Annotated in this window: 10 protein-coding genes; 2 read left to right on the top strand and 8 right to left on the bottom strand. The window is 39.6% G+C overall.

The genetic code is table 11. The features are described from left to right. Window positions 1-196: 196 nt before the first annotated feature. Window positions 197-1,753, top strand: a complete 1,557-nt coding sequence (gene tyrR / locus HUS61_RS04775; RefSeq protein WP_175082036.1) for a transcriptional regulator TyrR — start codon at window positions 197-199, stop codon at window positions 1,751-1,753. Window positions 1,754-1,819: 66 nt separating this feature from the next. On the opposite strand, the gene HUS61_RS04770 is transcribed toward tyrR, so the two are convergent. Next, window positions 1,820-2,308: a hypothetical protein gene (locus HUS61_RS04770; RefSeq protein ID WP_175082037.1), complete on the bottom strand. Its 489-nt coding sequence runs from the start codon at window positions 2,306-2,308 to the stop codon at window positions 1,820-1,822. Window positions 2,309-2,417: 109 nt separating this feature from the next. Here HUS61_RS04770 and HUS61_RS04765 point away from each other — a divergent pair, with 109 nt between their 5' ends. Continuing rightward, window positions 2,418-2,948: a thioesterase family protein gene (locus tag HUS61_RS04765; RefSeq protein WP_054561929.1), complete on the top strand. Its 531-nt coding sequence runs from the start codon at window positions 2,418-2,420 to the stop codon at window positions 2,946-2,948. A 61-nt stretch (window positions 2,949-3,009) separates the two neighbouring features. On the opposite strand, the gene HUS61_RS04760 is transcribed toward HUS61_RS04765, so the two are convergent. From HUS61_RS04760 to HUS61_RS04730, 7 genes are all read right to left on the bottom strand, one after another. Next, window positions 3,010-4,254, bottom strand: coding sequence for a DUF642 domain-containing protein (locus HUS61_RS04760; protein WP_175082038.1), 1,245 nt, complete (start codon window positions 4,252-4,254; stop codon window positions 3,010-3,012). A gap of 246 nt (window positions 4,255-4,500) precedes the next feature. After that, complete coding sequence (locus HUS61_RS04755; RefSeq protein ID WP_175082039.1) at window positions 4,501-8,577, bottom strand: poly-gamma-glutamate synthase PgsB; 4,077 nt, start codon at window positions 8,575-8,577, stop codon at window positions 4,501-4,503. Continuing rightward, complete coding sequence (locus HUS61_RS04750) at window positions 8,567-12,841, bottom strand: hypothetical protein (RefSeq protein WP_175086983.1); 4,275 nt, start codon at window positions 12,839-12,841, stop codon at window positions 8,567-8,569. Before HUS61_RS04750 ends, HUS61_RS04755 begins: the two co-directional genes overlap by 11 nt. Next, on the bottom strand, window positions 12,826-13,569 hold the full coding sequence (locus HUS61_RS04745) for a hypothetical protein (RefSeq protein WP_130166985.1): 744 nt from the start codon (window positions 13,567-13,569) through the stop codon (window positions 12,826-12,828). Before HUS61_RS04745 ends, HUS61_RS04750 begins: the two co-directional genes overlap by 16 nt. Further along, the gene (locus tag HUS61_RS04740) at window positions 13,559-15,823 is read right to left on the bottom strand and encodes a hypothetical protein (RefSeq protein ID WP_175082041.1); all 2,265 of its coding nucleotides are present in this window, start codon (window positions 15,821-15,823) and stop codon (window positions 13,559-13,561) included. The genes HUS61_RS04745 and HUS61_RS04740 overlap by 11 nt, the downstream gene beginning before the upstream one ends. Continuing rightward, window positions 15,810-18,923, bottom strand: a complete 3,114-nt coding sequence (locus tag HUS61_RS04735) for a poly-gamma-glutamate biosynthesis protein PgsC/CapC (RefSeq protein ID WP_175082042.1) — start codon at window positions 18,921-18,923, stop codon at window positions 15,810-15,812. The genes HUS61_RS04740 and HUS61_RS04735 overlap by 14 nt, the downstream gene beginning before the upstream one ends. Next, window positions 18,923-20,815 (bottom strand): hypothetical protein, encoded by a 1,893-nt coding sequence (locus HUS61_RS04730; RefSeq protein WP_130166988.1) that lies wholly within the window; start codon window positions 20,813-20,815, stop codon window positions 18,923-18,925. Before HUS61_RS04730 ends, HUS61_RS04735 begins: the two co-directional genes overlap by 1 nt. Window positions 20,816-20,817: the final 2 nt, after the last annotated feature.

Here is a 20,817-nt window from a genome sequence, read left to right as displayed (position 1 = left end):
GCCAAGGTCGCCGAGAATGAAGATACGGTAATGATGTATATAAAAGGGCAGCCTTACATCCAATTAGATGGTGGAGAATGGACCAAGTACCCGACTAATTAAGTTATTTGTCCAAAATTGTTTACAATAGACTACCCAGCTGCAGGGAGTTAGCGTATTATTCTCATACTATAGGTTCCCGTTTTTTGAGGATGTAATGCGTTTAGATATCCACTGTGCTGACCGAATTGGTATCGCACAAGAGATTCTCAATATCTTGGTTAGTTACCAAGTTGATTTAAAAGGCATCGAGGTAGATTCGGTTAATTGTCGAATGTACGTGAGCTTTCCGCCTATTGAGTTTGAACAATTCCAAAAAATTATGCCATCTATCCGTTTGATAGATGGCGTGAAAGACGTTCGTACAACTGCATTTTTACCTTCTGAGCGAGAGCATAATGAGTTAAATACATTACTGCGTGCATTGCCTGACGGTGTGATATCTATTGACGCTAAAGGCTGGGTGCGTTTATGTAATTATGCTGCGTGTCGCGACCTGCAATTATCTGAAAGCGAAGTGATTGGCGCTAACATCAATAATCTGCTTAAAGGCTTTAATTTTACGCGTTGGTTAGAAGGCAAAGAAGTACTTGGCCAAACAACCCGAGTTGAAGTAGCTGGCGAAGACTTTATTGCCGATATTCTACCTATTTCAGTCCCCCAAGGTGCTGAAGGGGATGTATTAGCCGGTGCCGTTATCAATATCAAATCACAAAGTCGCTTAGGCCAACAAGTCAGTGCGTTCCGTCGTTATGGCCAAGAAAGTTTTGCAACCATACATAACTTTAGTACTGCAATGCGCCGTGTGGTTCGTGAAGCGCGTAAAATGGCACAACTTGAAGCGCCAATCCTGATTACTGGTGAAACCGGTACAGGTAAAGAGCTACTTGCTCGTGCTTGTCATTACGCATCAAACCGCTCAGTAAAACCGTTTATCGCTTTGTCGTGTGCTTCGTTGCCTGATGATGTCGCTGAGTCTGAACTATTTGGTTACGCAGGCTATGAAGAAAACGCGGCACCAAAACGCGGCGTTTTAGAGCAAGCTGATGGTGGCACAGTGTTTTTAGATGAAGTTGGTGAAATGTCGACTCAGCTACAAACTAAGCTACTACGTTTTTTACAAGACGGTACCTTCCGAAAAGTCGGTGATGAAAACGAAGTAAAAGTAAATGTGCGTATTGTTGCCGCAACACAAAAAGATTTACCAGCGATGGTACAAGAGGGAACATTTAGAGAAGATCTTTATTATCGAATTAATGTTTTGACCTTAGAAATAGCCCCATTACGTGATAGAAAAGCAGATATCGGCCCGCTAGCAGAGCACTTTATTCAAAAGTATGCTCAGCAAAATGGTCATTCTGTGCCTGTGATGTCTGAGGATTGTTTACGCTTTTTACAAGATTACCCATGGCCGGGTAACGTGCGCCAATTAGAAAATGCGATTTATCGTGCTGTGTCGTTGTTAGATGATAACGAATTGCGTATTGAGCATCTTCAGTTACCAACGTTTACCCATGATCTAGGCTATCTGGAGTCTGACTTTGAAGGAACCTTAGACCAAGCGGTAAAACGTTTTGAGGCAACTTTACTTCGCAAGCTTTATCCTGCTTATCCAAGCTCTCGTCAACTCGCTAAGCGATTAGGTTTGAGCCACACGGCAGTAGCAAATAAGCTGCGCGATTATGGGATTAACCGCAAAACAGTAAAGGTTTAATTATAAAGCTTAATTAAGCAAAAAAGGCTTAGGTAAAACCTAAGCCTTTTTCTTTTCGATTAAAAACTATTGTTTGGTACCCATATCCTTGGTGACACCATCGATAGCGATATTTTTAATACCCTCATCGTCGAACTTGATCACAATACTGATGTTATTGCGGGCAAAAAAGTAATCACGGTTATCTAGGCTAATTACGTAATCACCTTTTACAGAATCGCTAAATTTGCGCTTTTCGAGTTTTAGGGTGTGCTCAGCAATTTGCCAGTTGAAGCCTTCAATGAAGCCACTGTTAAATTCTTGCACCCATACTTGTTGCTCGTCTTTGCTGAGTGTTATAGCCACTGAATATGATTCTGGCAGAGACATGTCATAGCTTTTATCACCAATAGTGAACTTTTCAGAACCTTGTTGCCAAGCGAAACCAAATTTAAAGGCTTTCTCAATACCCGTTGGATATTTTAAAGTACCGTCACCTGGAAAGTTGAAGTCAGCAAATGCTGAGCTGGTGAAAAAACTTGCAGTGAACAAAGTTACCAAACTAAATAATTTCATTAGGTTATTCTTTTTTTATACTAATATATGCACAGATTAGAGCAGAATATTCGCCTTAGCAATATGCTGTGATACACTTTGTGCACTATCAACTGGTTAGACCTTTGCCGTGAACCTCTATTTTCGACTAATACTGCTGTTTTTTAAAATTAAACGTAATCGTGATTATCAACAATTGTTAGACACGATTGATATTGAATTCAAAGCGTTACCAACCGATTGCGATATCAATTTTCATCTAACTAATTCTCGTTATTTAGCGATGATGGATCTTGCCCGTACTTGGATGACTGAGCGAGTAGGCTTGTTAAAGCACATAATGAAGCGCCGCTGGTTTCCAATCGTTAATGCAACTGCAATTACCTATATTCGCGATATTAAGCCAATGCAAAAGTACACAGTTAGCACTCGCTTGGTTGGCTGGGACCATAAATACTTTTACATTGAGCAAAAGTTTCACTCAGAAAGAGGTTTGCATGCAATTGCTTATGTGCGTGGTGTATTTAAACGTAAAAAAGGTGTTGTGAGCGTTGAAGAGATGCTTGAAGTTGCGGGCTTTAGCGGAGTTGCACCTATTTTGCCAGCAGAAGTGATGCACTGGAAAGAAATGTTAGAGCAAAAGAAGCTCACTAATAAGTGATACCTAAGATTAGCTAAAAAAAATGCCAGCTAAGCTGGCATTTTATGGCTTTAAACACAGTTTACTCTGCTGCGCAAACTGCTTCACTAACAAACGTTAAATCGTTTACGTGTGCCGGACCATCCATTACGAATGTCGCTTCAGCGGTGTTTTGATCTAAGGTGTAGATTTTTGCATTCTCGCCGCTTTCTCTACCTGAAATATAAATTGTACCATCATCAGCAATCGCAATACCTGACGCCCAATTAACACCGTGCTCACCGATTCGGGTTAATTCAAGGTTACCTTCGTCCACTGTGTAAAGTGCTTGACCTGTTAACACGTAAAGTACGTTGTAATCACTTGAATAAGCGATGTCGCCGTCTGCAAATGTATCGCCTTCATACGATAGTTTACCTAATACCGTTTTTTCACCTGTAGTTAGGTCAAAATCATACATGTATGTTTTGCTTGTCGCACGTAAAGACAGACCATCTGCAGTCACTGTTGAGCGATAAATCGGGAATGATGTCGCATCTGCAACTTCAGCTTGCGTATCAGTGGCTAAATCTAGGCTATAGATTTTTGACGCTTTGCTGCTTTTATCAAGTTGCTCCATGAAATAAAGCACACCGTCATTGCTAGCAATATTTGATGCTGTATTGCTCAGGCCAGCAACTACAGTTACAGCGCTTGATTCTGGATTGAAGTGATATACATAGCCTTCAGTTTCAGAGCCAAAGTTATTAATACCGTATAAACCAGTGGTAACAGCGCAAGGCTCAGCAACTTCAGTAACAACTACATTGTCAATAAATGCACCTAATGAATCTGATGTACCGGCACCTGCAAAGCTTAGTAATGAGCTGGCACTGTCAGCTTCAACAGTAAAGCTGTATTTAGTCCAACCTTGAGTGCTGCTATTAACAACTGCTAATGACTCGCCATTCCAAAAAACTTCAGCTTTATTTGTTTGTTCATTGCCAACTACACGCGCAGAGTAATAAAAGCTTAATTCGTACTTTTTACCTGCAGTTGTAGCAAGCGCTTGTGTGATGCTGTAATTAGATCTTGAATCAAGCTCAATGTGCTGCTCACCATCTTGTGCTGGTACAATGCCAAGTTTATTCGTTTGAATTTCAAATCGAGCGTTACTGCTACGAGTCCAACCAGGAATTTCGTAAAATAACTGCCATTGACCATTGTGATCGGTCACTGTATCTGTATTTTCAAATGATCCGTTTTCTACTAAATTTGTGCCAGCCATTGCGATCGTTGATGCAATAGCTAAAGGTAAAATTGCTAGTTTAGTAACCAAGCTTTTCATGACACTCTCCGTTAGGTGATTAACATAAAATTAATATTGAATAGTATAATTTTACTGCTTTAAATGGCTTTTGTTCAATTAAGGAACAAGCCGGATTTGCGGTGATTTTACGTTTAATCGTTTAACTTTATGATTTGTAAAAGCTTGTTTTTTGATCGGAAATTTCTGATTTTTCAAGATTTTTTTATAGCTCAAAAAAACCAAGCCCGTAAGTATTGGGGTTTGGTCTTGGGTCTAACCATAAAGTTAGTCTTGATTTGACTTGTTCGCGAACCATCCAGACTTTTGATTGCGACTAAGTTTACCGAGTAGCTTAATCGCTTTTTCTAAAGTGATACGCTGATCTGCAATATCGCGATAAATTTGGTTTGCGCGCTTTTTCCGTTTTACTGCAGCACCGGCATCTAAAAATGATTCAATTAGTTGATTGAAGTATTTCACAAGTAAGGCTTGTTGTTGCTCCTGCTTTTGGTTTGATTCATCTTCTTCAAGTTTTTCTAACAGGCTAGATATTTCAGCCTGGCAAAACTCATTTTGCGCAAGGTGAGTTTTCTTTAAAGTTGCTAAATGTTGTTTCATATAGTCTATTTCAATGAGATTGAACGAAACAATCATATTTAAGTTTGTAAGTGCGGTACGAAACTCTTTAGCTGAACACTGTTCAGTAAATAAGTGGCGAATTGTTTGATGTATTTTCTGCCACTGTTGCCATGCGTACACGTAGTTTAAACCCGCACCTTTTATGTTTTGCATGCCTACAATAACCTGATGTGTATTTGGCAGAGCTAAATCGGCGGTTGAAATAGTAAGTTCATCGGCAGATAAATTACTATTTTCATGGACTGTTATTTTAGACTTAGTAATAGTTAATAGGCGCTCTTTTATTTCATTTGCATTTTCAGCTATGTTTTCTTGTAAAGCAGCAAGCGCATTTCGTTGAAAGTGGTGGCGGAAATAACTCAAAATAACACCTACTTGTGAGTCTAAAATATCTCCGAGAATTTCTTTTACGCAGGCTTTATTGAGTGTCCCTTCACTCAGCGACATTAATTTATCTGCATTGGTTTGCCCATATGCATAGACAAAGCGGGCATGGAGCTGCTCTGCAGTAAATAAGTTCAGTTGTACCAATAGGCTTTCAAGTTCTTCAATATCATTATTTTCAATGAGCTTATCAATTCGCTCTGTTAATGCATTAATAAAATAACTATAAAAGCCATCTACATTAGTACCTATCACTACAATTCGGTCAAACCTTAAGTCATGGCTCAAAATATTAGCGAATACTTTCGAGCGAGCGACACGATCATTACGGTTATTAATTAATGCAATGACTTGTGTCTTAGGGCAATCATTGAGCTCATAAAGGCTGAGTCTGCGCCAATTCTCAAGCGTTGCTAAGCGCTCATTTGCCGACATACTATTTACAAAAGACTGCTCTATAGAACCTATTGGTGCCCTAGGAAACTGCTGTAATACGCCGATATCAGGAATAATTCGCGCAGAGGTTTCTTTAAATACATAATCTTTGCTGAGGCCAATGTGTTTGGCCATTTTACAAACTAAAGCAATATTTGCAGGATGCTCTTGATATGGATAAAGAGCTCGAATATCTTCGGTAATTTGTAGGCCGTCAGCCCAATGAACCTGAATTAAATTTGAATTCTTTTGCTTCGCATTCGCCTCAAGTATAGGGGCCATGTTTTGCTCGCTGGTGAATACTAAGCTGTTTTCACCAATAAAATGGCTTGTTTCATTAGCAACATCGATACCTGTTGGTCCTAAAATGTCTTCATGATCCGGGTAGGCGTTAGTGATAGTTGAAAAGCTATCTTGCATCCAGTTGCGCAAAATTCTGACATAACGCGGAGTTAACCCCATGCATTCCCATAAAAAAACATCCGCATTTACATTTTTGGCAAAGTGTAAAACGTCACTTTGTTCCCAAATACTGGCTTTATCAAAGGGTCTAAATAGAGGGATTTCGAACTGTTCACCACTGGCTCTGGCATAGATCATGGTCGCTTCACAGCCTGTGGTTTTACTAACAACTTTTAACGTGAGGCTACTAAAAAGTGCGGCTTTTAAACGCTCAGTTCCTGACTTTCCTCGCGTTCCCCAACCACCAATTGAAACCGGAATGTGTGCTCTGTCAGACTTTATTTGACGACTAATTTTCAAATGCCTTGCCCAAAAGTAGGCAATAAAGCTGAGCACAAAGAATATAAGCTGGCCTATGCTATTTTGGTAAATTGAATAAGCATACTCTTTAAAGCTTGACCATAGATTAAACAGAAATGGTGTAATTGCGAGTTTGTTATATAAACTACTGATACTTGTTTCTACCGGGAAGTTTGTATCAAGTACGCTACCATATGGCTGAAAATCAAGTGTAAACCCTTTACTTTTTAATATCTCTAAAAACTGTTTTTGTTCAACTTCTGAGCCATTTCTCAGTTCGTTTAATTTTTCATAGTTAAACGATATCCAGCTATAGCAGTAAAGCCTTTTAAATAGGCTCTTCGGTGGGGTCACTATGAGAATACCATCCGGTGTATAGGTTTTTGCTGGCGTTTTTAGGTTGTCTTGAGAAAGGCTGCTCAAAAGAAAGTCGAGTAATGGCAAGTGTTCACGAGCACTAAATTGCTGTTCATCAAAGCGTGGTTCGCCAGGGACTTCTGTTTGACTAATTTCAGCCACGGTACTACTAGGTACATGCATAAATGCACTTGGTTTTCTTGCATGCATGTGGTTAAAACTCTGGCGTTTATCAGTACTCGGCGTTTTGAATTCATGCCAAAGTCGCCAAAAACGAAAGCCTCGCTTGTAGCCATATTGTACTTGCCATGATTTCTTTCGCGAACTGACATTGTAGGCTTCATAATTTTGCGCTTGATTACTTAATAACCTGCCGAGTAACTGCTCATTCCAATCAGCTAAATCTAGATTTTTGTGGGCGCTCAGGTCAACTTCAAGTTGTGCTACTTGCTGCTGGTGCACAAAGCTGACAAGTTGTTCCCGTACACGGCTGATAATGCGACGAATAGCGAGACTTGGCTCATCTTCTAGGCGCTGATTTAAAAATTCCACAAATGATTTAAATAAACTATTAGCTTGCTGATCTGTATGGCAATCCACTTGCAGGTTAAACATAATGCGAGGACTTAACTCGAGTAATAAGCGCTTTTCAGCAAAGCTAGCCGTTGCTATTAATTGTTGTTGCCAAACTTTGAATCCTTGCTGATGCTCACTGAAACGTGGATCGGCTAATTGCTTAATCAGAGTTAACCTAACAGCCTGTTGAGTCTCATTTTGTAAGCCCTCTAAAATAAGCTGTTGAGAGCATGGCCATGGCAATACAGCACACAGCTCATAGACACTTTGCCTTACTCTTGGGTAGCGATGTTTGGCGAGTAACAATAATAGTTTAATGTTAACCTCACTGAGGTTAAGCTGTTTGCTAAGAATGCCAGCAAAGGCACTGAGTAAAAATAACTGCCTTCGGTCAATTTGCTCATTTTCAGGTAGCTCTAAATCAATATGAGAGCGCATATAGTAGCGTGTGAATGTTGGCCTTAAATTAATTAAAATTTCTAAGATATCGACTTTTGCAGCATGCGGGGTTGTTATTTTTTCAAGAGACTGTAGTAAGTTTTCTACTAATTCGGCATTAAACTCAGGATCATCTACATATTCACTTATTAGCTGCACTTGGTTTGCCAAAGCGCGAAAAATTGAGTTGCGAATGGCTTCATTGTCAGTTTTTTCTAATAACGACAAGAAAAAGCTTTCTAAATTTAGAGTCAGCCATGATTGCGCAATTTCGTCAGCGTGGCTACGTAAATAGCGATTCGCTAAATCCCCAAGTTTACCAATTAAAAATTTCAGTGATTGTTCAAGCTCAGAGGTTTTATCTTGATAGCGATTAATCATCGCACCTTCATCAAACCAGCGCTGAAAAGCTTCTTGATCTTTTTTTAGCTGCAGTCGGTCTGCCCCTAAAGTGTATGCGTAATCAAGAATGTGAAACTCACGTTCTGCTTTTAACTCTGCATGGCTTAAGCGCTCTACAAAACGGCGATGGTCGGTATCAAGTTTAAGCAACTGATTCTGCAAGGTTTCAATCTTGTGAGTTAGGAAAGCAATCGCTTGTAATAAAAGCCAGTCATCTTCATCGTCGTCAGGTTGATTTTTTATTAGCTCCCATTGGCTTAATTCATCAACAAGTTCATGATACTTCTGACGGTATAAGTCTAGCCAAAAACTAGCTATATCAGCAAATAGCAAGGTTTCTAGGCGTTGTTTAAGTTGTTTACTGCTCATAATCACTGTGCTCTAGCAAATGGTTAAGTTGAAGTGCGGGGAAAATAATTTCATCATGAGCAAAAGGTGCAAAGCCGGTGTGCTGGTTATTACCTGATGAAAACTCTAGACTAATATTATGATTGTTCCAGACCCAGTCTTGCTGCCAGCTTAGTTTCAGCCAGCCATTTGTAAAACTGCCTAAATTGACTTGTTTTTGCCACGCAAAGCGAGTGATGTATTGCCATGTGGCTGTAGCTCTATGCTCATCGGCAAAGCGATAGTAGCTATCTAAACCAACTTGAAAAATGTGGCCACGATAATACTGATTCCAGCTTGAGTTGAAACGTAAGTAGTCTAGGCTTATCCAATCATCGTTAGAGCCAGAGGAAACACCAAAGTTAAGGTAGTTATCAACCCAAGGTTGATAACGGTACTGGTAATAACTCAACCAGCCAGATGCATGATTTTCACGGTAGAAGTTGAAAACGCTCGAGTTTAGTTGCTCATCTGCTAAGTAATCATCAAGGTCTGCGCTGCTATAGCGAATGTAAGGCGTTACTTGCCATTGGTGACGGTGCACAGTATCGCGCTGCCAAGACTGACCAATACTGATACTTGCATCTAATGCATACTGTAAGTCAAAACTATCATGGTTTGGCTGCCAACGTGAGTTGATTTGTGTGTCGATATACCATGGGCTGTTTTCATCTTGCCAAGAATGGTAACCATTTAGGGCAAAAATATCAGCCTGGCTATCGCTCATAGAGTAATAGCCCTCTAATTGATACCAGTGGTTATCATCATTGAGGCGTAAGCGGGCACCTATATCTATTTCTTTACGGGCAGGTATATCTTCGGCACTTTGGAAAATTGTTTGTTGATCGTAGCGAATAAATCCCTGCCAATTTAATTCGTCACTATGTAGGTTTATCTGCTCATTGATAATAGAGGGCTTTTCTGGCGCTTGATAAGTGACCAGTTCAGGCAACAGGGTTTTTGCCTGTGAGTAAGGTGAAATTTTATTGCTTTGCTCACTTAGCTGCCAGCTATACAGGCGAACGTATTGTAATTTATCCGCAGTCACTTCAACCTTACCCGCAGGGTGGAAGAAACGTCTTTCTGTTCGCTTAAATTCATTCATCTGTTCTAACTTAATGAGTCTGTCAGCAGGTAATTTGGCCATTAAAGGCGTATCAGGTGTCACTGTGTAAAATAGTAACGTTGTCGGCAACTCTAGGTGTTGCCAGCGACCTGTAACATATTGTTCAGCCTCAATTGTTAGATGCTGCGATAGATACGGGTTCAACCACCTGACAGAAATGATGTTGTTATCCAATTCACGTTTGTTAAATGTGAAAGGAATGCTTTGCTGCTCTGTGACTGACCAGATCTTTTGATCATTTGCTAATTGTAATGACAGGTTAGCAACATTTGCACGAGCCAATTCAGCAGTAGAAAAGTTAAATTTAAAGCGAATTTGTTGCCCTTCAGTTTGTGCTAAATCAATGTGTAATGTGTGGAAAGGGCGCAGCAGTATGCCTTTATTGGAACCTGCCTGCGTATTTAGCAATGTAAAACGATCTGCAAAGCTACTTTGTGCTGTACTTTGCATGTCAAATAATCGCGTACCAGCAAAGTCGAGCAAACTATCTAATGGCTGCCATTGACCATAACTTTCTATTCTGTTTTGTAAAAAGGTCGACTTAGAATCCGCATCTAAGGTTTCTAAGCGCTGAAGAAGTTGTGTGTATTGGTTATTGGTAAGGCGCTTTTTACTAAGTAAATAAAGCCCATTTAATAAAAGTTCGGCTTGTGTAGCGTCTGCAGAGTAGATAAGCGACATAATATCATTTGATGGGGATTTATTTGCGGCGTCAGACACATAATCGAACTGACTAAATAAAGAGTCTGGAATGAAGCTCACATCAAGATAACTCGTATGGTCAGCTGTTATTTTTAGCGCTTCACCAGCTTTAAGGCGAATTACTAGTGTGGCTGCAATTGAGGCCGCTTGTTGGTTTTTAACAAACAAAGTAGTTGCGGGTATATCACTAAAAATAGGCATGAGTTTATGCTGATATTGACTCTCAGCCATAAGCCAAGCAGTTTGATACTCACCGTTCTGCTTGGCTGCTGTGCGAGCCTTAATAACTAAATTAATAGGTGTTTGGGCTGTAAAGTGCCATGGCATTGTTTGTGTGATGATAGTATTTTGATATTTCCCCTGGCTGTTAATAAAGGTTTCTTGCATACCTGCTTTTACTAAATAACGCGCTTCATCAATGAAGGGAGTGGCACTGAGAGTTTGATAGTTAAGCGCTTTAAAGCTTTCAGACACTTTAGTTGGCACAGTTGATGAGTGAGCCAGCCACGCAGCCAAACGATGTTTTTGCTGTTTTACCGCTAAATTAATCAAAACTGGCGGGCACTCATTTATGCTTGTTAAGTTACCTGCACACAGTGCAAATAGTTTAATATCTTGACGTTCTGTTTGATAACTATCAATCAAGGCTTTTGCTGCAAATTGCTTCAGCTCTAATTGCTGTGTACTTTTGTATAGGCCTTCTAAATAACTATTGGCTAAGTGGAACTGTTGCTGTTTACGTAAAATTGCGACTCTAAGTTGCCAAGCTTGTATGGCAATCGTTGTATTCGCATTTTGGGTCAGAGGTTTTAAAAATGCTAAGGCATCGAGAGGGGCGCTACTAGCTAAATCTTTCGCTGTTAATAATGATTGTTCGGCATTAAATGCAGAGACGTTTTTACGTGCTGGCGCGTAGGGCTCGATGGCCGCTAAATAATCAGCATGTTGTTTGTGTAGGTCATCTGCAATCAGTTTTGATATCGCAGGGCTTATATTCTTAGCATTAACTGCTTGTTGATATATCACTTCGTCGCTGGGCAGATCAGCAAGCGTTCTTGCATACAGCGCAAACTCAACTTTATTTGATTGACTACTTAAGCTTTGAATTGTTAATGACTGACTGCTCAGTGGCACAGAGATAAATAATGTTTGAAAGTCATTTGTTGCTTTTAGGTTTACTAACCAACTATTTTCACCTGCAGATAGTTTCAATTGGCTGTCTTTAGTGCTCCTTGCAATTAAGGTTAACCAAGGTGTTGCACGTTTTTCACTTGATATATCAAATAGCTGTGCAGATTGGCTCAAAGTGGCTATAAGGCGGAGCTGTTGATTTATACGTGGATAAAACTGATCGTCTACTAAGCGTTGCTCAACGAGTTCAGTAACCATACTATTTTGAGACTCAACTGCGTTCAAAGTGCGATAACTACCCTTAAGCTGAGATTGCCCAGTCATCATAGATAGCAAGTTGGTACGGCGTTTTAAGGCAAGTGAGTTATTTGCTTTAATTACATCATCACTAAACACTTGCAATGAGTGGTCGCGATAAACCGCCGTAATTGCATCATCAGCGATTTGATACCAGTAGGGTAACAGTAATTTTTCTTGTTCTTTTTCTGCTGCCTTATCATCATAAATTGCGCGGTGACTTTGCTCCAGTTTGATAAATGCATCGGTTTTACTTTTTATCGTTAAGTATTGTCCGGCAGCGATAGCTAGGTACTCAGTATTTTCAAGGCCTAGCGACTGTTCTTTATATTCTAAGGCTTGGCTATTAATGGTATTGATTTTAGCAATCAGTTGTTTGTCGACATACGCATATATAACGCCTTTTTCATCAGGCTGTTGCATATTTTGGCGAACAGATAATTTAAGCTTTTTTGCTGCCGAGAAAAACAAGGTGACTTCGTCATCTTTGCTTAGTTGATAATAACGTTCACTGCCATTGCGGTTTTTAGTTACAACTGAGGGCTTAGCAAGCGACAAGGCTCGTCTAAAGCTATCTACATTTTGTGGTATATGACCAATCATAGCGCTGAACGTGGCACCCTCATCTAGGTGATTTTGGATGGCGACAATTCGGTTATGGCTCACGGCGGGGAGTTGGCATCGCTTCGTATCGCATAATAAGTCGCGATGCACTTGTAGGCGTTGTTGTATGTATTGGGTATTCCCCGCACTAATAATGAATTTATTAAGAAGCTCAGGGTCAATGTCTAGCCAATGCCCTTTAGGAAGCCAAAGATAGCGATGTTGCTTGGCACTAAAGCTCATATCTTGGCTGGTGGTATAGGGCGCGAGCTTTGGCGAAGTTTGCAGCCAAATTGCGGGCTCAAGAACACCTCTATTTGTATCAACAGCGTATGCAGTCTGCATTGAAAGCAGCAGTAAAATAATAGCAATTATGAAATAAGGCATTGGTTAAACAACTTAAATAGCTGGTTATTAGAAACTAATCGCTCACGCAACTGGCGACTTAACTCGATATGGAAAAACTGACTGTTGTTAGGAGCCAGCGATGCAAGAATATTGGTGGTGCCTCCAAGTTCTTTAACATCAAGGCCATAAACCATAGCTGTAATATCTAGCTGTTCATTTAAACAGGCTGTGATTGCAATCGTTCGCTTGCTAGGTATTGCATGACCATTACTTATAATTGCATCAGCTTTTTTACCCTCTGGAGTCTTCCTTTTTTCTTTTGCGTAACCATGGATCTGATAAATCGAAAATGACTCAACATGTTCAGAGTATGCAAGAATAAAGGCATTACTCGCGCTTGGTTTATACTTACCAAAGTCAATAAGTTCTCCATGCTCATCACGGTCGTTGCGGTGTTTAGTGTTGCTTAAAAATACTTGGCAGTGTGCATATAGTGCCTTTGCAATAGTATGTGTGTGTTTGTCATGAAAGCGATGTGGTGCATAAGCAATGCACTTTTCACCTTGCTGTTTATAATGAATTTCACCACCGGAATTTAAAGATTCATTTGCAAATAGAGCACCTTGGTTGGCATTAAAGTGTCTGGGAGTCTGTTGCTGATCAACAAGCCATAACTTTAAGCTCAAGGTAAGCTCATTTAAACTAGGTGTTGCGTAGCATGTAGATACAAAGAGCCAAACTATAATCATCATTATTTTAGTTTTCATGGTTCCACCACCTTACTTTTTGCTCCTGCAAAGGATATTCCTCAAGTATAGAAACCCACACCGTGTCAGTTGTTTGTAGTGTTAGGGAATGTAACTCAGCAATGTCATTAGTGATTGTTTGAGTAACGCTGGGATAGCTTGTTAACTGACTATTTTTTGGGTGAATTAAAAAAGCATCGAGTAATGCCGATTGATTTAGCATTAAGCGTTGTTTAGCGATGCTGTATTCACTGGTCAGCCCTGCTTTGTAGTCGGCATTTTGTGTAAGCGATAACTCTACAGGTTCGCTGCTATTTGAACGAAACACTTTAAATACTAAGCTCATCGGGCGCTGTTGCTTTGTGAAATCAAGTGTCAAAGGGGTATTTTTATCAAGCTGGTAAATGCGTTGCTTTATCCATGGGCGATCTCCATACCAATTTTGGTAAATAGTTTTCGCCTGTGACTGTAATTGTTGTAATGCCTCGACCGATAGCTCAGACACCGCGACTTCTTTGCTGCTTTTGTTAGTTAAGCGATAAACTAAACTATTGTCCTCAGAGTCGTCATAAGGTGAATAGTTATTTTTGTTATATAAGCCAAAGTTAAACACCTGCGGAGGTAACTTCGGCATAAAATAGCGATCAGGACTTAGCACTAAAGCGACATTTGATAATGGCAGCTTTGCAAAGAGCTCTTTAGATTGATAAAAAGTTGTCACTAAATCCGGCTCTTTTGGCGGAGTAAAAGTACGGATATTAGTAAAATGTGCTAGCTGCGTTAACTCATAATGATTTGCAGCTCTTTGTTCATACCAAGCGGCTATATCGTAAAAACCATTGATTGGCTCAGGTAGATATTGATGAGAAATTGTTCGTTGATAATTGAAATCTGCTAACCGAGATTTTAATCGAACGTAGACATCTTTTTCAGCGCTAATTTTCAGATGATGAGCATTATCTGGGGTACGTAAATAGTAACTATTTAGCATACCGACACGCTGTCTTTGAGTTGTATCGGTGATCAATCGGTCGAAGTCTGACACTTCACCTTTTAAAGTCACGGTGTAATCTTCTATTGCTAGGTTACGTTCATCATAAATAACCACGTTAAGCTGACTACTTTGCAATGCACGAACGTCAATATTGAGATTACTATTTGGCTCTATATCAAAATCTACACTGGCAAATTCGTTCACCAAATAGCTGCCTGCATAACTCGTTAAAATTGGTGTGCTTGACGCTGTTCGCCAATTAGTCAGTAATGGTTCTTCACTACAAATGGTGACCAGGCCTGGATCAATAAGCTCTGTTTTATAGCTATTTTTGCTATCGGTTGGAGATACACTAATCGGTATTGGCGCCTTGAACTGATGCTTATCATACCAAGTTAGCGATGGTAATAGCTGCTCTGAGTTAACGGCGAAAATAAGGCTGTCAGTCACATCAAGTGTAATACTGGCACAAAGGCCAAGTTCAGTGTAATAAGCGCCTAAGTCATGCTGCTGCATGCTAAAGTCATATGTAGTGACATTGTAAGGCAGAGTTTCATACAAAATGTCAGATTTAAAGTCGATACCAGGGATCCCTTGAGGTGCAATTTTTTGCCACCAAAATGCCATCGCATTACTAATTTCAGCGCTGGTTAGTGTGTTTTCACCCATAGTTAAATAGTCAGTGGCACGTCTTCGCCTTTCTAGAGGGCGTTTAAGCCAGCTGTTGAGTGGGTCGATATTTTGCTCAGGAGTTTTTGCATGAACACGGACAACCACGCCTTGTAGTGATTTTTCTTCTGGGATCAGCGTTAAATCAAGACTTTTGGCATTTGGATAATGAGTGATTGGCAAATAAAAAGACTGTCCAGAAGCAACGTTTAGTGATTGTTTATTCTCTATTATTTGTTTGATCTGTTGTTCTTCACTATTGTTAACTAGCTTTGAAGCGTGATGGTAAATTTTATCTAAAATCACATTACCTTTATCGTCATAAAGAACGTATTTAATTGCGTAATTGACCGGTAATTCAAGAAACACAGATTGGTCAAACACGGCATTCGAGAGAATTCGTAAAGAATGAGTTCGCTGATTAGAAAATGTAAATCGCAGTGGCTTTTCGCTACTTAACCACTGTACATTAGATCGCGTTTCGGTATTGCTACGTGCATCCACGGGCTCTGCTGAGTCTAGCCACACTAAAAAGCTGCGCCCTGCAAAAAGTATAGCGAAAAGTAATGTCAAAATAAGTAATAGGGCGAATAAGCGTTTAATTAAATACACGCTGACCTCCTCCCATTAGCAGGTTAAATGCTTTTACATCAATCAGTTGATTGTTTGTCGGGTTATAGATCGCAAGGATGTTATTGTTCTGCTTTATCATTAGTGCGAATTTATCAAGGTGTTCCAGCTTGATGGTTTGTAAACTACAAGCGGGGATTTGGAGGCAAAAATCTCGCAATGATGTGAGACGCTGATTAGCGACATAGTTATTTACAAGGGTTTGTAGCTGTTGCTTCTTGTTAACATCCAACGGTTGCCAGTTAAATGGCGATAGAGTGGCAAGGTTTATTACCTTAACCTTAGAGTTACTCGAAATAGCTAATAAACGCTGTAACACACTACTTTGATCCATCGAAAACTGTTGTTTAAAGTCTGAAGCTAGCCACAAGGTTGCCAGCTCACTATTGGCATTAAACTGCTGGTAACCGGATTGCGGAGAGCTACCAATCTCGAGACCGCGAGTGGCTTGTTGCCCCATGACTGTTTGATAATTGACACCTAACGCATTGAGTTCATTATTAATTTGCTTCATTAATGGAATCGCAGTATCGCTTATTTGTGTTGTTGAGAATGCGATTGCATTTGGACGTATCCATGAAGGTGCGCTATGGCTGCGAATTTGAATATTCAAGCTAGGCTGGTTTTGTGTAAATCGTAAGAAGCTTTGGTGAATAATATTGAATAAAGAAGCAACATTATCTGCAGCTAATACATTTGCTTGTGGATGTGCATAAGGGTGCGCTCCTGCAACGAGTAGGTTAGCAGCGTTCGACTTAGCAAATAACTCACTGGCAAAGCTTAACGTATTACTTTCAAATAAAGGTCTAGGGACACTTAAGGTAATTGCTTCGTGCTCGGTCAAATTAAATAGGAATATGCCTTGGCCTTGTTGTAATGCAGCAGGAGTATCTAGCGGGCTCAGCAGTAAATAACGGCCAGTGTTGTTTTTCACAAGCCTTAATTGATAGCTTAAAAGCTGTGCGGTGCCATTAATTTGTTTTAGCTGATTTAGCATATCTTCAGTCAGCGCATCATTACCAATGCGAGCAATCAGCTTGTAAAGTGGCGTTAAGACTTCAAACTCCCAAAGTGCGACCTGACTATTAGAAAGTGGTTGATAGTCAAAACTGCCTTTTTTGCTTATGTGAATCGAATAAATATCAACTATTTGATTAATTTCTTCATTTAATTCATTCAACTGTAGATTACTGTAATTGAAATTATCACGGTATATACTGGCTAAAATATTGGTGTAATTATCACCATCTAAAAACATTTCGAACATTGAACCAGAAAAGCTTGAAGAAGGTAGGCTGCTACTCGTTGCCGTGCCAAAAGAGGTTGTTTCACTGCCGACAAAATCATGTAGCTCGCGCTGACTTACTGAGCTTGGTAATTGGTTATAGATCCAATATTGGCTGTTTGCATGTGTTGTTTTGTCTGAAAACAAAGTAGCAGTATGGCGGTTGGCCTCTCGAATTTGCAATATCTCTGTACCTTCCAATGCAGAGATAAACGCCTGATAAAATGGGCTTTGTTGATTTTCTTTCGCTAAGGTCTTTTGTGGCGTTTTACTTGTACCAAATACCAAAGCTTTACTTTGTAGCTGTTCGAAAATCAGGGCCGCAGAATCACTGGCTAAACTTTCAGTAATTGGAAATGGCACGGTGACTAATAAAGGGGTTTTAGGTTGTTTGTTTAAAACAAACAGTCCGCGTTGCCTATCTTCAATTGTATCAATCAGATAAATATAGTTTTCATCACCTTGCAGTAAAAAGCCAATGCTAGAAAATAAAGGTGAGAGCTCAGCGATATCTTGCTGTTTAATGATTGCCTTATTAAGCTGATAAACAGCATACTTAAACTCAGCAACGGCTTGATTTGCTTTATAACTACTTACACTAACTTTATTACTACGACTAGTATAAAGGTAACTTTTATACTGACTAACTTGCTGATTAAGCGTAATATCATGTTGAATTTCAGTTTCGGGTTTAAGGTTCGGCTTAGATAGTATCGAAGGAATTAGCATAACAATAAAGCCAACGATAATGGCAAGTACACCACCCACTATCGAAGTTTGTAATGTTGCTCTGACGACAAGACCTAAGGCGTTTTTTTGATAAATCTTTAAAGCAAGTAAGGTCGCTAACATATAACCAAACGCGAAAGTATCGGTCACTTTTATGGCAGGGAAATACCAGACCACAATGTAGTTAAGAATTAGTTTATAAATAAAGCCGATAGTGAAGAACAGCATCAATAATCTGGCACCTTCAATATTGGCGTGTCTAAGCCTAGTAAAATGAATAAGTGACCCGCCAACGGCCAAAATAATGGCTGTTTCAGCAAATGAAGTTAGTAATTTACTCGGTTGAGTAAGTTGAAGGGCAAGAAGTGCTGGTAGCATGATACCGTTAAACTCCCAGCCGTACTTAATATTCGCCCGAGAGGCAAGAAAAGCGGTAATAACTAGGATGATATAGGCTTTGGGAGCCGCAATAATCGACGCAGCTACTGCTTCGTACATAATACCCAAGTTAGCAATACTAAAGTTAGTGAAAGGCATGAGCACAAAACGTACGAGAATAAAGGTAATGAGTAACTGAACAAAGGTTACTTTTAAGCCATATTTAAAGCCCCCGTTCCACATTACATTGGCTGTTAAAGCGATAATGATCAGACCAAGAGAGTAGAGCTGTGAAGCATAATCAAAGGTGATATCCCAGCGACTTAATTGGTTTGCAATTAACGGCCAAAACAAGGTATCCATACATACTCGAACTAGGATACTTATCAATATGATGGCAAAAAAACGATCACGACCAAACATTTGGCTATAGCCAAATTTTTCCATCATATAATGTGCGCTGAAACGCATTAAGGCATATACAACAATAGCTTCAATGATAATAACTGCCGCAGAGGTCGGGCTAATTATTAATAAAGGAACGATATAACCGGGTACTACAAGGCCTGTTAATGGAAAGCCGAAGCGCAAGTTAAGTAAGCATACAACTGCAGTGCCTACCCAAACTGTTGTAATAACAGATTGACCAAGGCCACTACCTGCAGGGAAGAGTGCTAACACAAAATCCATTAACCTTGCCCCTCATTACGAGCTACATGGTTATCGATAAATTCAAATAATATACCTGATACTTGAAAAGGCTCACCGGATGCCGCTTGTGAGCTGTCAGTGTGTAGGGCTTTAATATTTAAGGTATAGTCTTGTTCGCCAAACTTAGCTGGTAAGGCTACTTCTGCTTTGTTTAGAGTGATATAACGCAATTTCCCTTTAGCAATTTCAGCGTCTAAATCACAGCTCTTGCAAAGTAGGTCTAGTGCCGTCATTTCAAAAATCGCAAGTTGGTGCTGCTTGGCAAATTGTTCAAGGGATGCGTTTGTTTGAATTACTTGACCAAACAAATTAAATAAAACAGTGGCAGAGCGGGTATGATTAAATACCATTTCTAAGGTTGTTAGCTTTTGTTCCATTTCATTAATAGATTGTTTAACCTGCTCACTAATCGGCTCATGTAGCTTTAAGGTTAGTAATTGATTTAATAAGCTATTGTTACTCGCTTGAGTGGTTTTAAATATATGATAATGGAAAAGCAATTCAGCAACTTGCGCTGCGAATTTATTGACGTTTTTTTCAAACGCTTGCTGATTGAAGTATTTGTTAGGGATAACAGATAGTGCCCAAAAGCCGCGGACGTCACCGGCATAAACCAAGGGCGCCATAAATTCGATTTCACCTTCTTTAATATGTGTAAAGAAGGGGCGGGTAATTTGTACAACCCCTAATGATTTTAACGCTTTGCTGTAAGGAGTGCGCTTGTAATCACGACGCATCTCTTGAATATCATCTAAATTACAATTTATCGCACGAATTTCAACAACACGATGATCATCTTCTTTTCGGGCAAGGAAAATTGATTTTTCTAAGTCTAGCTGCTGGCTAATTAATTGAATGATTGGATCCCACGGCGAGGCTTGCTCAATAAAGCTTTGTGGGATAAAACGGCCCATCATTTTTTGCTGAATATTGTTCACAACAGTGTTCAGCTCGTTATCTTCAGAGATCTTTCGAACAACAATTACCCAAAAAAAGGTGATAAATGTCAATACTGTGTATTGTCCGATTGGGATGAAAAGTTGATTAAATTCTATGAAAAAATAGCCCAATAAGCACCATAGCAGCACGCTATTTAAGGCAATAATAAAAGAATATATGAGCGACAGTTTTTGAAAGCTAAAGAGTAGGACAAAAACAAGCGCAAGCTCAATAAAAATAGTCAGTAAGCTATTTAGTTGTTTTACAGTTGTTTGTTTATCAATACTGTCAGCGAGATAGGCTATCAGTAATAAAGGATCATTTAAGCCGTCGACTTTTGGGGCGTGAATAAAGACATTAAAAGCGGCCGCTTTTTGACCAATTATAATAATCTTATTTTCAAGTTGCTCACTCATTACGTCAACATTTAGCACCCGTTCAGCACTAAATTTTGGCAGCGCAGTGACAGCTAAATCAAAGTCAATAAGTTGAACGTGTTCTGCATCATAATTAAATATTTGCTGCCAAATACTTTTGCATTCAAGCTCATTTGATTGAGGAATGCGCATTTGGTAAGTAGCCCAATTATCAATTTGTGGTACGCAATATTCTCCCTCAGCGTATGGGTAATAGACATTGTCTAGTTTTGGTGCGACTAATGTTTCATTAGCCAGCACTACAATCGCGCGAGGTTGATATTCAACCAATTTTTCAACGAGTTGCTGGTGGTTGTCTGTTAAGCGGTCGCTGGTAATAAGTACAACATTAGTTTGTTGAGTGTGGCTTAGTGACTCTAAATTTTGATAGAAAAAAGCATTGCTCGCCTGAAAGAGGTTGAACATATTACTTAACAAGACCACACAAAATAAGCTTAAAGTAAGCCAAAATGCGCGCAAGTTTTTTAAACGCAACAATTGTTGAACAGCAGACACAT

This window comes from Pseudoalteromonas sp. 0802 (assembly GCF_013350085.1).
Classification (GTDB): domain Bacteria; phylum Pseudomonadota; class Gammaproteobacteria; order Enterobacterales; family Alteromonadaceae; genus Pseudoalteromonas.
Note: the sequence above shows the minus strand (reverse complement) of the source record. Positions and strands in the feature narration are given on the sequence as shown.

Coding starts and splice junctions, on each gene's coding strand:
- tyrR (WP_175082036.1), top strand. CDS start 197: ATGCGTTTAGATATCCACTGTGCTGACCGAATTGGTATCGCACAAGAG.
- HUS61_RS04770 (WP_175082037.1), bottom strand. CDS start 2,308: ATGAAATTATTTAGTTTGGTAACTTTGTTCACTGCAAGTTTTTTCACC.
- HUS61_RS04760 (WP_175082038.1), bottom strand. CDS start 4,254: ATGAAAAGCTTGGTTACTAAACTAGCAATTTTACCTTTAGCTATTGCA.
- HUS61_RS04755 (WP_175082039.1), bottom strand. CDS start 8,577: ATGAGCAGTAAACAACTTAAACAACGCCTAGAAACCTTGCTATTTGCT.
- HUS61_RS04750 (WP_175086983.1), bottom strand. CDS start 12,841: ATGCCTTATTTCATAATTGCTATTATTTTACTGCTGCTTTCAATGCAG.
- HUS61_RS04745 (WP_130166985.1), bottom strand. CDS start 13,569: ATGAAAACTAAAATAATGATGATTATAGTTTGGCTCTTTGTATCTACA.
- HUS61_RS04735 (WP_175082042.1), bottom strand. CDS start 18,923: ATGGATTTTGTGTTAGCACTCTTCCCTGCAGGTAGTGGCCTTGGTCAA.